Source organism: Amphritea atlantica (genome assembly GCA_024397875.1).
Lineage (GTDB): Bacteria > Pseudomonadota > Gammaproteobacteria > Pseudomonadales > Balneatricaceae > Amphritea > Amphritea atlantica_B.
On record CP073344.1, the window covers coordinates 1,299,038 to 1,311,923 of the forward strand.

General features: G+C 47.0%; 15 protein-coding genes and 2 other RNA genes. 7 read left to right on the plus strand and 10 right to left on the minus strand.

Annotated features, from left to right (window positions below; translation table 11 throughout):
- Positions 1-22 precede the first annotated feature (22 nt).
- A complete protein-coding gene (locus KDX31_05745) occupies positions 23-601 on the minus strand; it encodes a hypothetical protein (protein UTW04508.1) in 579 nt (192 codons plus the stop codon).
- Positions 602-738: 137 nt separating this feature from the next.
- On the opposite strand from KDX31_05745, the gene KDX31_05750 reads away from it, so the two are divergent.
- Positions 739-1,332, plus strand: a complete 594-nt coding sequence (locus tag KDX31_05750) for a hypothetical protein (protein UTW04509.1) — start codon at positions 739-741, stop codon at positions 1,330-1,332.
- 35 nt (positions 1,333-1,367) lie between these two features.
- Here the strand turns inward: KDX31_05750 and KDX31_05755 are convergent, their stop codons facing one another.
- From KDX31_05755 to KDX31_05795, 9 genes are all read right to left on the minus strand, one after another.
- Complete coding sequence (locus KDX31_05755; GenBank protein ID UTW04510.1) at positions 1,368-1,526, minus strand: hypothetical protein; 159 nt, start codon at positions 1,524-1,526, stop codon at positions 1,368-1,370.
- Entirely contained in the window at positions 1,523-1,675 is a 153-nt protein-coding gene (locus KDX31_05760) for a hypothetical protein (protein ID UTW04511.1), read from the minus strand. The genes KDX31_05755 and KDX31_05760 overlap by 4 nt, the downstream gene beginning before the upstream one ends.
- A 140-nt stretch (positions 1,676-1,815) precedes the next feature.
- A complete protein-coding gene (locus KDX31_05765) occupies positions 1,816-2,835 on the minus strand; it encodes a hypothetical protein (protein UTW04512.1) in 1,020 nt (339 codons plus the stop codon).
- A gap of 407 nt (positions 2,836-3,242) precedes the next feature.
- Positions 3,243-3,719, minus strand: a complete 477-nt coding sequence (gene rnhA, locus KDX31_05770; protein UTW04513.1) for a ribonuclease HI — start codon at positions 3,717-3,719, stop codon at positions 3,243-3,245.
- Between the two features lie 69 nt (positions 3,720-3,788).
- Positions 3,789-4,130: a hypothetical protein gene (locus KDX31_05775; protein UTW04514.1), complete on the minus strand. Its 342-nt coding sequence runs from the start codon at positions 4,128-4,130 to the stop codon at positions 3,789-3,791.
- A gap of 406 nt (positions 4,131-4,536) precedes the next feature.
- Positions 4,537-5,937, minus strand: coding sequence for a ParB N-terminal domain-containing protein (locus tag KDX31_05780; GenBank protein UTW04515.1), 1,401 nt, complete (start codon positions 5,935-5,937; stop codon positions 4,537-4,539).
- A 646-nt stretch (positions 5,938-6,583) separates the two neighbouring features.
- Positions 6,584-7,129 (minus strand): recombinase family protein, encoded by a 546-nt coding sequence (locus KDX31_05785; GenBank protein UTW04516.1) that lies wholly within the window; start codon positions 7,127-7,129, stop codon positions 6,584-6,586.
- Between the two features lie 310 nt (positions 7,130-7,439).
- Positions 7,440-7,589, minus strand: a complete 150-nt coding sequence (locus KDX31_05790) for a hypothetical protein (GenBank protein ID UTW04517.1) — start codon at positions 7,587-7,589, stop codon at positions 7,440-7,442.
- A gap of 236 nt (positions 7,590-7,825) precedes the next feature.
- Positions 7,826-8,245, minus strand: coding sequence for a hypothetical protein (locus tag KDX31_05795; protein ID UTW04518.1), 420 nt, complete (start codon positions 8,243-8,245; stop codon positions 7,826-7,828).
- 201 nt (positions 8,246-8,446) lie between these two features.
- Between KDX31_05795 and KDX31_05800 the strand changes: the two genes are divergently transcribed.
- The 6 genes from KDX31_05800 (at position 8,447) to phnC (ending at position 12,883) form a co-directional block, all read left to right on the plus strand.
- Entirely contained in the window at positions 8,447-8,965 is a 519-nt protein-coding gene (locus KDX31_05800; GenBank protein UTW04519.1) for a hypothetical protein, read from the plus strand.
- Positions 8,966-9,332: 367 nt separating this feature from the next.
- Positions 9,333-9,444: non-coding RNA, RtT sRNA (locus KDX31_05805), on the plus strand.
- A 176-nt stretch (positions 9,445-9,620) separates the two neighbouring features.
- Positions 9,621-9,732, plus strand: a non-coding RNA gene (locus KDX31_05810) — RtT sRNA.
- Positions 9,733-10,255: 523 nt separating this feature from the next.
- Positions 10,256-10,927 (plus strand): hypothetical protein, encoded by a 672-nt coding sequence (locus KDX31_05815; GenBank protein UTW04520.1) that lies wholly within the window; start codon positions 10,256-10,258, stop codon positions 10,925-10,927.
- A gap of 395 nt (positions 10,928-11,322) precedes the next feature.
- Positions 11,323-11,934, plus strand: coding sequence for an acetyltransferase (locus KDX31_05820; GenBank protein UTW04521.1), 612 nt, complete (start codon positions 11,323-11,325; stop codon positions 11,932-11,934).
- A gap of 118 nt (positions 11,935-12,052) precedes the next feature.
- Positions 12,053-12,883 (plus strand): phosphonate ABC transporter ATP-binding protein, encoded by an 831-nt coding sequence (phnC, locus tag KDX31_05825; protein ID UTW04522.1) that lies wholly within the window; start codon positions 12,053-12,055, stop codon positions 12,881-12,883.
- Positions 12,884-12,886 lie beyond the last annotated feature (3 nt).

The following is a 12,886-nucleotide window of genomic DNA, read 5'->3' on the forward strand; positions in this document are numbered from 1 at the left end:
ATAGGAGGCGCAATGCCTCCTTTTAGTTACCAGATGCTCCCGCACTGATGGACCTTTCAAGAGCCGCTTGCGCTTCATCGTTTAGTTTCCACACAGCAATTACTATTTCTGGTTTACACCAGTCTGCATGAAGCATTGCGACCACTTCACAGCCCGGACCACTGTACTCGTCGTGTATTTCCTGCACCAATTCAGGTCTATTCGGTTCAACAATCCAGACCTCAGGATTACATCGTTGGACTGGGATTTCGGTGATATCTAAAATTAGTGATTTCCTCCGAGCAGTGTTTTGTTTCGGAGGTGTCTCGGTCCAATGAAGCATTCTCAGATCACCTCCACCACCTGTGATGTGTCTTTTTTCTGAGAACTCAGAAGGCTTGTCGCCGGGTTCACCTATGCTGCGCCAAGGTGACACTGGAATATGTAGATGGTTTTGACCGGTAGCATGGTAGCTGGCACGAAAGAACTTATCGTCATCAAAAGGCGGGGCGAATCTTGTTCCTGTGTATAAGTCGAAGTTCCTAAGGCTCACATATCGCATAGTGGCATATTGTCCATCTGCTGTAGCGTAGACTCGTAATTCTGCCTTTATTCTTCCCATCTTGCCGCCTTTGCATATTAAATAGCACTTACGCTCAGTGTAGCTCCTCGAAAAAAATAGGAGGCACTAAACCTCAAACACAACAATCACGGAAATTCATGTAGGATGAATAATGAACAGCTAAGGAGAGTAAATGGATGGTCCGTTTTATCAAATGGTTCTGGCGTGGATGGCCATTCTGGATAGTAATGGGATTGGCATATTTCCACTACTTCATGGTGAGCCAGGGTTACATCCAGCCCGAAGATGTGAACCCAAGAGTCGCGCTGGTCTCCCAGATAATGGGTGGTCTCCTCGTTCTCGCATCCATTGACTCTAATATTGGACTCTTTCACAACAAGAATCTTTGGCAATTGTTCATCGTATGGCTTAAGGACTTCCCTATGTTTTCAAAAAACAAGGTTATACAGGCCTCAATGACCATCATGGAAACTAAAGGAGGTGCTGCGTTTATAAGCGCATACGGCACGCCAGAGACTCTTGAAGAAAAGGTAGAGCTTTTATTCAAGCAGGTTGATTCGCTTAGACATGACCTCACTATCCTTGGTCAGGAAACAAAAGCACAAATCAACAAATCTCATGATGAGCTCAGAGAAGTGATCCAGCAGACACAGGACTCAATAGAAGACGTCAAAGGGAAAATGACTGCTTTGGTAACTGATGGAATCAAGGTCCAATACTTTGGTGTAAATATGCTCATCTATGGGTCTATAACAAGCTACTTCACCTGATATGTAGTAATTCAGTCTCATCTGAAAGGGAGGCGCTACGTCTCCTTCTGCTGCATCGGGAACTTCAGCGCCAGACACTCAACGTAAACACTCGGACTCATTCGGTGATACGCAGCAGCACGGCACAGCTCTTTATACGCCTGTCTGGTCAGCTTAAATGTTCTCTCTTCAAGTATTGGGCGTTTCTCGCTCATTCCTTTGATCCCTTTGGCAGTGGTCGCACATTAAACAGTGGGCAGGACTGAGAGCTACACTTAGCCACCTGCTGTAGCTTCCCGCCTTCCTGATGTTTGTCATAGATGCACTGGGTGCACATCTCGTTAATGGCTTTTCGTAAACTCATTATTTTCTCCTAAAAGGTGTTTGTAATGGTGAGGCGGTAGGTTGTTATGCCCCACATAGGAAACGCCACGTCTAACCTGAAAAAGTAGGCTAAACGTGGGTTTTATTGAGTGGTTTGAGAGTAGGGCGACAGGTAGGCTGTCAGAGAATCAGAACTGGAGCTGCTGCGAGAGATTTGGCCGCGTAGTTGCCACAGTAAAACTTGTTCTCAAGGTTGGACATATTGTCTTCTGTGAAGTCAAAGGGTTGTGATTTTGATTGACCACAGTGAACACATTGATTGGGCTTTGAAGTACTTACAACATAGCAGGAGTGGCACTGCCAGCCTGACTCAGCACCGTTCTCGGCGGCACGTCTTGCAATGTTGAGAAGTTCCCCAAGTCGTTTGGCTGTACGCTCAACGATCTGGGGATTATTTCTGTCTTTTAGTCGTTGCTGTCTTAACTCATAAGCTCGGTCAGCTTCAAGCTGTCTTGCTTGCTCTTCAGTTTTTCTGCGGTCTTTCTCTACCTTCACTAGGGCCTTAAAGTGTCTCTTACATTTCTCCTCTCTGGTCCCAGAATGGAACAACCATTCTTTAGCTTCTACTGAGTCAATAATGAGTTCTTGCATTGCCAGTAAGAAACCTTGCTTCTGCTCCTTGTAGGTATTTTTGAGGTAATCCAGTGAAATATGAATAGAGGCATCTCTGGGTCTAATAAAGTAGCTGCTATACGAGATAATGAGGCGCAACGGGTGTCCGTTGATGCTAATCACTATGTCAATCCTGTCATTTAAGGCGTCTGAAATATCAGGAAAATCTACCAATACATAAGGCTGCCTACTTGCAGCTGTGATAGTGTATTCTCGCTGCCAATCAAGGACATAATCAGAATGTGTTACTTTGTATTCTGGTAGCGAAATCTCAGAGCCTTCTTCCAGTATTCGCTTAGTCATCCAGAAGATACAACGCTCGAAGCTGGCAGGACACGGATGGTCATCATCAACCTTTTTAGGCTGGTGAGCAAAATGGTTAGCCTTTGAGGAGCAATGTCTGGCCTGCACAAGAGCATTGCAGAACAAACATTCGCATTCACATGCATTTCCGCGTTCTACTTCTTCTGGTGCTACAGTTCTTCCTGTCGGAATATGCTTAGCAAAGGGTAGTAATAAAGAACTCACAGTCTCTCCTTGATCAGTAAATTCATTAACGTGTATGTGGACTTTATACTATGTCTGACTTTTCCGTACACTCAATTTTTCTCTCGTGTATGGGGTGGGCAAGACTGGGCGGTAGGTTGATATGCCCCTCCTAGGGAGCGCAGCGTACAGCTGAAAAAAGCGGCTAAACAGTGGTTTCTGATGGTTGCAACGGGTGATGTAGGCTTGGTGTGTTGCGGTAGCACTAGGTCGTGCTGAAAGACTCTGGGTCGTAGCTCTAGTCTTCATCCTCGTCACCTGACTCGATAAGCTCATAGATATCGATGTCGTCTTCAGACACCGTTACTATAGAACTGATATGTGAACGTTGATCATTATCTCAACACAGTAAGCTTACAGCTCTACACTACAGTTGATGATCGATATAGTTACATACCACCTACGAAATCCTGCTTACCCTGCTGACCATCAGCACCACGATTAGCCAATTGGTCAGCCAGCTCATTGCCTGCGTTGCCGTTATGACCCTTAACATGCTGCCAAGTGACGTTGTGTAAGGCGCTCAGTTCTTCCAGTTGTACCCAGAGGTCTTTGTTCTCTACTGGCTTCTTACCGGAGTTCTTCCAGCCCTTAGCTTTCCAGCCGGACAGCCACTCGGTCATACCTTTAACCATCAGATTGGAGTCAGAATAGACAGTGACCTCAGATCGGCTACGATTACGAATAGCGTGAAGTGCTTTTATCGCTGCAGTCATCTCCATCCGGTTGTTTGTTGTGTTGGCCTCATGGCCCCAACAGTGACGCGCTTTTCCTGTGGCTTTATCAGTCAGTACGAATCCCCAGCCGCCCATGTTGAAGGTATTCTGGTTCCCACGGCATGCACCGTCAGTATAAATGTTGATCATTTTGGCCTCTGAAATTTGTGAACTTACAGTTATGGAAATAAGGGCCAGAACTTGGCCCTATGGATATGCTTACGCAACAGAGCAAGGGTTGGATTCTAAAATGGCATTTGTAGAGCGAAGAAGAACTTCATATCCTGGCTCTTTCAGAAGCTCCATAATCTCCTCTGGATACTTCCCACCGGACAACTCACGGTATTCCAGGATCAGCATCGGCAGTGCTGAATAGAACACAGTAGGCACATCTTCGTCGTACTCAGACGGCTCTAATATGTCATCAAATACTGACTCGATAGTATCAAGGTGATTATTGATTAAGTGATCTAACTCCTTTGGATTAATGTAACCATTTGCAACAAGCGATTTCTGGCGAGCATTGTCTATGTGGGTGGTAGCGGTTTGGATGGAAGTCATATGATTGTTTCCTCAGTGTTTGATTGAAGGTACGCACAGCTGGCTGAAACGAGAGACACTGCGCACGGGACTGAGGAGGGCAATGCCTCACTCAGCCATGGGTGCAACCGATCAGATAGCTGGTCGTTGGGTTGAGTCGGATTTTTGAAGGCCAGTAGGTGGCCAATTGGGGTAGGAGGAAGCTGTTTGCCGAGGATCATTTCTCGGCGGTCAGGCATCTCCTTTAGGGAGGGTTATCAATGTTCGACAAGAGCGCCATGATCGATGAGCCTTCTGCGAGAAGACCGCTTGGTAGCCAGTCAGAACCAGAGAGAGCGGCTTGTCTGGTTCCTCAAAAGAGACGATAAGGATCGTATCTTTAGGTGTGGGTCATTAGGTATTCACTTCCCTGTGATCTACTTTGGGCTTACAGTTGTGCTCGGTAGGACTGTAGCTGCTCGATCAATTGGTCAACCTCGCTTTTGGACGGAATGTAGCCTCGAGCGTTTTCGTGGTTGAGTGCATCGATGAAGGTCGATGCTGACGAGCATGCTGCGGCCAACTTCGCTGCCAGTGTGATCTGCTTGGCGACTGGTACGGGTGAATAACAGTTGGTTTTAGCGTCACGCGCTGCTTTTTTTTGGAAATCCTGAGCAGGAGTGCGAAAGCTATCTAGATTCAGAGCGGCTCCTTTGGATGATTGGGTAGGGAGTTCGCTTGCCGCATTGCTGACAGACGTGCAAATTCGCGGCACCACTGACCAGTTACTGCCATCCCACTCGACACGTTCACCAGTCTCGACTAGTCGGACGTGTTCATCTCTCGCGTAGTCAGTTTCAACGAACTCGATGATGCCGCGGTGCTCTAGCTGTGTATGAACCATGTCTGGTACCCAGTCTTCATAACTGTGCTCTGTGTGGAGGACAGCGACCGCATACAGATTTTCAAGATCGGTGCGAAATTTTCGATCACGTGGCGTGACGGGACGAGGGTATAGCTCCTCCAACTCAGGCAAGGAGCGGGGGACGTGAAAGGAGTTAACCTTATCCTCTAGGTGTTCGAGATCTTTGTAGTCAAAATCAGCCAGCGGATCACACCAACTCTCAGAAGCATCGTTAATATCCTTCATTGAGATATTGAAGGACGCAGCGCGGATCAGTCGGTTATAAATCCCTACACGAGTAAGTGGGTCGTTCGGCAGGGGGGCAAAGGGGGCCTCTTTACGCTCCTTGTCAGCGCGTTCGACAACTTCCTTCTTGACGCCCAGCAGATCAGCCGTTTCACGTTGGCTCTTTCCTGCCAGACGATGCAAGGCGATCTGCCGTGTCCGATTCCACTGTATGGTGTTGCGAATTTCCTTGGTGTGACGCTTCAACGTGGGCCGACTAATCTTGGTAATCTCGTGTAGCTGTTCAATGAATGCCTTCTCACAGGTGCCGCCGTAGTTGAGCGACACTGCCAGAGCGATCACGTTGGCTTTGCGCTCACTGGGGGTAAGCGATACGCCATTATCGAAGTTAGCTGATCGTGCGCGTAGGACTACGACATCTGGAGTCAGCGCAGGCTTGACTTGGGCGGGGATGGTCTCAGCTTCAGGGTGGGCTGCTCGGTATGCGGTCAGACGATGGAAGCCGTTGGTTAGGTAAAAGTCGCCGTCCAGTTCGCTGACCTCAATTGGGCGCTCTTCCAGAATGGTGTCGATCTTGTCTGCGTAGTCAGCGACTGTATCAGCACAAAGCTCACCGTTAGTGCGGTTCTGCAGCGAAAGGTTATTGATGGTGGTCTTGATGTCAGATAGGGGGATATCTTTGAGTACTGTTTCGTTCATAGCTATGTGGTTACCTCGTACTTTGGTGATTCGGTTTGTATGTAGTTTGAAAAACGAAAGAAAGTGATTTGAGGGTTACTTTCAATCTATAGGTGTGGGCCATCAACCCCAACGGCACTAACACCCCCTACTTTTCAATGACCATCCAGTTAGATTGCTTCTGGTGCACGTACGTCTGTCTATGGTTCTACTGTGCGCAACCTGCGTTTCGACTCTGCTGTAATTGACCATCAACTACAATCACGATAGCTGTACTAATAGTCTGACTACTAGTTCTTCTTTCATTGATTTTCTTTATTAGGTCAATCAACTTCAATCTCTTTTGAGTGATCTTTAGTTCTCTTCAGATCGTCTTCTTCATCTTTTTTCTATGGGTGTGGGTTATCAAATGACCCTGTGACTTGGTCAGTCGTCTTAGGGCTATCTCATCCTGAGGCAGACTTAGAGTCATCGTTCCGCCTGCCGCGAACTTGCACGTCTGTCAAAAACGAGGCTGTCAGACGGTTGCAGCTGCACTTAGCCGATCAAGGGGTTTTCTCTGCTGGTCGATGTCTGGTGGGCATTGGGTCGAAAACAACAGGGGGGGGCGCTCGGGCACTCACTTAAGTTGGTGGCTACTAACTTACCCTAAGGTGTGGGTATTCGTTTATGCACCGAGTAACCGATAGACAGACGCTCGACCTATCCCCAGCTCCTTAGCTATAGCTGTCGCTCCCATACCGTCAGCTTTCAGCTCCTTGACCTTCTCAGCGTTGATTGTCGCCTGCTTGCCTCTGTATTTACCTTCTTGCTTGGCCTTGGCGATACCTGCCAGCTGGCGTTCCTTGCGTAGGTTGGTCTCGAACTCAGCGAAGACTCCCAGCATCTGAAGGAAGGCTTTCCCGGCTGCAGTGGCTGTGTCGATGTTCTGGTCAAGAATCTCCAGAGAGGAACCCTTGTCTTCCAAGACCTGCACAATGTTCGTCAGGTCATTCATGTTCCGGGCCAGTCGATCTAGCTTCCAGACAACGACCTTATCTCCAGCACCAACCATCTCAAGGATCAGCTCCAGTACTGGGCGTCCCTCAGTGGTTGTTCCTGATGCTTTCTCTGTGCGGACTACGGCATCAGGGTAGGCCTTGCGTAACGCCTCCTCTTGGATGGTGGTGTCTTGATCGAGTGTAGATACACGGCAGTAGGCGAAGGTGGTCATAGTGTTGTCCTTGTGTCTCGTTGAAGTCTAGGATGTTGAGACTGTAGTGTATCGTATATAGTGAAGTCAACCTTTATGAGACAGTAATGAGGCGTATTGCTAGGGTGTACCCAAAAGAGACGGTACTTTGAGACTGTGAGAAGCGATAGTTCTGACTAAGGTCACCACACTAGGTAAACGCTAAGTCTCTTCACAGAGTGAAAAAGAGGTCATTTCGACACCTTTCTGAAGTACGCAGAGCTCATGAAGCCTTGACACCTTCCCAAGTCTGATCACCCCAGTGACCTACCAGCTCCTCTGTGCCTTTGGGTTAGTCGATCAGATACCAGTTATATAGCAGGACGTCATGTTCCTCGTAGTGATCCAGCTTCGAGATAGTAGGGCTGGTAACCTTGAAGTCCAGCTCTAAGCTCAGCACGTTATGGATCAGGGTGGTCTGGTTGTTGGTCTTACATTCCATGTAGTTTCCTTATGTTTCATGGGTTCTTTGATGGGGTTAGATTGTCATAACTTGTTGATAATTAGACAATATCTCCAAAGGTGAGAACATTCATAAACCTGAGAATGAAGGGGGTACGGGGGACTTTCCAGGCCGCTGGTAATTAAGAAGACGCACAGATTTTCTCTGGGATTTTCATCGGGTTTAGCCCCGTCTTTCGACAGGGCGTCGACATTGAGTCACCTTACTCTTTAAGCTTAAGGTACGATAAGCATTATCAACACTGCATCAGCCGGAGCATATCCACGTAAGCACTCTATGTGAATCTGTCCATCCCAAAGTGTAAATACCTCACAGCCAGCCCACTGTTTTTCTAAAGAGGAATCTAGTACCCGAACGTATGCTGTTGGGGTAATTTCCTCATGACGAATGAAAAACTGCGTATCAGTCCCACTAGGGCACCAACCAAAATCCACGATAACTGGACTACCATCCGCGTACGTCCAGTCAGCAAACTGCCCTCTGTCTGTACACGAAGCCTCTGGTTCCATAACAACCTTGATAGGCACTGCAGCCTCTAAGTCAGCTATACGTCGTTCAAGCTCCTGTACTTTAGGGCTGTCGGCAAATGCAGTAGATAAGAAGAGAGTAGCGAAGAAAAGCACAGCGAAACGCATGATACATACCTCTTATCGGTTATGTCGTGCTTGTCAGTATAGGATATGACCGCCTTTGTCGGTGATTGAGTCTATAGGGCTTCAAAGTGTTCTAGCTCAAGTCTGGCTGAGCCACCAGTAACCGTCAGCAACCTCAAGCGTCTCATCATCTAGGGTCCTATACTTTAAGCATTCCGTTTCAGTGATGATGCAGGAGGGATCATGCGCTACTTCTTTATAGGATTAGTTATCGTCTGGGTCATCTGGGCCTCGTTCTCTACAGGAGGTTTTCATGAACTTAAGCAGATTAACCCTGAGTATGCACATCCTGACCGGAACATTGCTAATTTACTATCCAAGTTAGAAGGGGAACGGATGATTGATAGTAGACATGTGGAGTGGTGCGCATTTTATATGCCAAACTGGCCTAAGGCCAATCGATGTGTCAAAGAACGTATTCGGTGTGAGTTTGAAGTAGTTCTGCCACATGATAGAACTCGGGAATACTTCATGTTCTCTGACACATTAAATCCAGAGTATCAAGCCTGTTGGGAAGAGCGGAAACCGTGGTTAGGACCGATGGAATGGTTACGAGTATCAAGGGCATTGTGGCGTGGTGGTATTGGATTGGGTTTTCTTTGGATAGTCGACAAGTTGTACGGCGAGGGGGAAGAGGAATGGAGTCCGACCGCGCGGTCGTGGGCAGAAGCGATATTAGCTTGGGGGAAGCGAGCAGAGTAAGTTAACGGGTCTGTCTCTTGCAGTACTGATGGTCGGATAGTGGAAGTGTCTCAAAGCTGGTAAATGCCTAGACGACTGGTACAAAAGGCTGGTATTCTTACGGTTCGGGCTGGAATGTAAAATCCAAGTAAATCAGATGGTTAGCCTGAGTGGTTTATAGATCGGCAGTTCGAATCTGCCTAGTCCTACCAGATACAAAAAAAGCCCTGCGAATGCAGGGCTTTTTGTTATCTGCTTAAAGCAGATGAAAACTGCAAGTTCGAGCCGAGCGTAGCGAGACAACATTGGAGCTCGCGACGATGGCCCGCAGGGGAATAATCTGCCTAGTCCTACCAGACACAAAAAGAGCCCTGCGAATGCAGGGCTTTTTGTTATCTGCTGCAGGCAGATGAGAACAGAACGTTCGAGCCGAGCGCAGCGAGACAACATCGGAGCTTGCGACGATGGCCCGCAGGGGAATAATCTGCCTAGTCCTACCAGATACAAAAAGAGCCCTGCGAATGCAGGGCTTTTTGTTATCTGCTTCAGGCAGATGGGAACTGAAAGTTCGAGCCGAGCGCAGCGAGACAACATCGGAGCTTACGACGATAGCCCGCAGGGGAATAATCTGCCTAGTCCTACCAGATATAAAAAGAGCCCTGCGAATGCAGGGCTTTTTGTTATCTGCTTCAGGCAGATGAGAACTGAAAGTTCGAGCCGAGCGCAGCGAGACAACATCGGAGCTTACGACGATGGCTCGCAGGGGGATAATCTGCCTGGTCCTACCAATATTGTTTATAAGAAGCAGGCTGTTATGCCTTTTTTATTGCTGGAAAAGCGGGACAAAGCCCGGATCAAACTTTAAGACCGTTTTTGTCCTAATGGCTACACTCTAGGTTTTGATACAGTAGCTCTTTAACTCCAATCTCAATTTCTTCTGCTTTAGACCTGCCTGCTTTGCTCTGTGCTCAGATGCGTTGTCCGTTTCTCTCCATCATTCCTTGTCACTGCCTTCAGGCCTCGTTCTCACGTGACGTTCATAGCGCTCAGTTACTTCATGTTCAAATTCGGGCCTGTAATAGGCTCTCGAATCATCAGGCCACTTCATTGTAGACAAACAGCCACTATTGAATAAGACTGAGAGGAATGTAACAGTGACTGTTTGCGGTAGCGATAACTAAAGAGGCAGGCCCCTGACGTTTGATCAGGCTGTTTTTTGAGGAGAGCAAGGGTAGTGTTTTAAGAAGTGAAGCTTGGGGTTCAATAGACAATGATACCTTTGTATTTTTCCTGAATATAGGACTTTAAAATATGGCTATAGGTGATTTAAAAATAGAAATAACACTTGGAGAAAGAATCGTTTCTTCGATATTAGGCGTTTTCTTTGCGCTGATCTCTTTTTTTATTTTGGTGTCTTTGCTTATTTCTATTTTTAATGACTCTGATGCTTTAAATATATCTATTAAAGCTTTTTTATTGTTATTGTTTGTTGGTGTTTTTTATTCTTGTATTAAGTATACCTATCGGGCACTCAGTGGCTATGAGGTAGTCAATGCGTTTAAAGAAGACGGTCTCGATGAGTCGGTTATACAGAAAAGTCATATTTCAGAGGTTGATGCCTCTGATCTGAGGGCTCAGTATTATGATTGGCGGAAAAAACGCAATGAGAGGAGTGACAAAAAGTATGAACTCAAAAGGAAGGTCTATAACTATCTGGCTAAGGTGGTTGGCTCAGCGTTAATTGTTGTGTTTGTTTTGGTGATTGGCGGGCAGCTTGTATTGTATTTGAAAAATGGCGAGTGGTTATCACTGCCCCTTGATATAGTCGTTCCTTATTTGTCTGATGATTTTGTGCAGTGGTATTTTGAACCATTAAACTGGGTTGGTTTGCATAGCATTCTTGCATGGTTTTTAAGTCATGTGCCGTTATCTTTGATCCTGCTGATAGGCGGGCTGTGCTTTTTTTCTTTAAAGGATGATTAATTGATTTAACACTGATTTTTTAAAAAAGGCTGTCATCGGTTGAATGTATTTATAAGGAGTATGCTTATAGGGGGGCATCAGTAATGCTGGCTTATAACAGGGACACCAACCAAAATTGCAATGTATTTTCCTTAGCTTCCCAACCCTATTTTAAGGTTTTCGACAGATAACCTGAGTCTGACTGAATTTACTTCATACCCATCCAACCTCTTTAGGAAAGACTCTGAAAGAGGTTGGATTAAGCGGGTCATTCCGTTATCTATTTTCTTCCACCTGATCAGTGCACGGTTTACGATTTTTATGTTGCCCATCTCTAGGGACTACAGGGTGTCATATATTTTTCATCTCTGAAGCTTAGGCTTCCTCTTTTTCAACGATGATATAAGAGAGCGAATATGAAAAGGTTATCAGAGCATCCCAGTCTTGCGGCTGATGCACAGATACGGGATGTTGAATTTGGTCGTTTTAATGAGGTTGGCGAGCGTTGCAAACTGGTGAATTCACGTTTGGATGACTACGCCTATATCGGTAATGATGCCGACATCATTAATACAACGATCGGTAAGTTCTGTTCGGTTGCCTCTCATACCCGGCTGAATCCTGGCAACCATCCGGTGGAAAAAGCGGCGATGCATCACTTTACCTATCGCAGTTCAATGTATGGCTTAGGCGACGACGATGAATCCTTTTTTCAGTGGCGCCGGGATCAGCCAGTCAAAATTGGCAATGATGTCTGGATCGGTCACGGGGCGGTTGTGCTGGCCGGAGTTACTGTGGGCAATGGTGCGGTGATCGCCGCGGGAGCCGTGGTATCCAAAGATGTAGGCGACTACGCCATCGTTGGCGGTGTACCGGCTAAACCGATCCGTCAACGCTTCAGTGAAGAGGTTATTCAGGGGTTTAATCTGATATGTTGGTGGGACTGGGAAGATGCGCTGCTGCGTGAGCGAATGGCGGATTTTCGTACACTATCCGGTGAAGATTTTCTGGCAAAGTATATTGAATGAGTGGCGCTGAGTAGTCGTCCAGTTATATAAAACTGTAAAGAAACTAACATGTCTAGATAACTTCACTGTCATAAAACCAACCTAAGCTTGCATGCAATCAAATAGAGGATTGGATTGCATGTCTGCTATCAAAATTACTGCTTTGCGAAAAAGTTTCAATCGGGTTTCGGTTTTGAAAGATGTTTCGATTGAAGTGCAAAAAGGTGAAATGGTTGCCCTGATCGGTTCTTCCGGTTCGGGTAAATCAACCCTGATGCGTCACCTCTCCGGCCTGACATTCGCTGATCGTTCATCTCCATCGAGTGTAGAAGTGTTGGGGCGTAAAGTTCAGAAAAACGGCCGTCCTGCCAAACAGCTTCGTGCTACCCGGGCCCGCATCGGTAATGTGTTTCAGCAGTTCAATCTCGTTAACCGGCTCAGTGTGCAGACCAATGTTCTGATTGGTGCGTTAAGTCGTATCCCTACCTATCGCAGCCTGCTGGGCTGGTTTACTAAAGAGGAAAAGCTCAAAGCGCTGCAGGCCCTGGAGTCTGTCGGGCTCAGAGAGCATGCGCTGAAGCGCGCTTCTTATCTGTCCGGTGGCCAACAGCAGCGGGTGGCGATCGCCCGAGGGCTGATGCAGGAGGCCGAAGTTATCCTTGCCGATGAGCCGATCGCCTCTCTGGATCCGGAATCATCCAGACTAGTGATGGAAACATTGCAGAAGATCAACCGGGAACTGGGTATCACCGTTGTGGTAACCCTGCATCAGGTTGATTATGCGCAGAAATATTGTCGTCGTGCGATCGCTTTGAAAGAGGGTGAGGTCTATTTCGATGGTCCTATTGAAGATCTGGACACCGCTCTGCTAACCGATCTGTATGGCACCAATATACCCGAAGGATCGCGTGGATATCAGGCAAATGAATTGCCTGAAAAACTTTCTGATTTTGAACTTAACCCTGTTTAAACC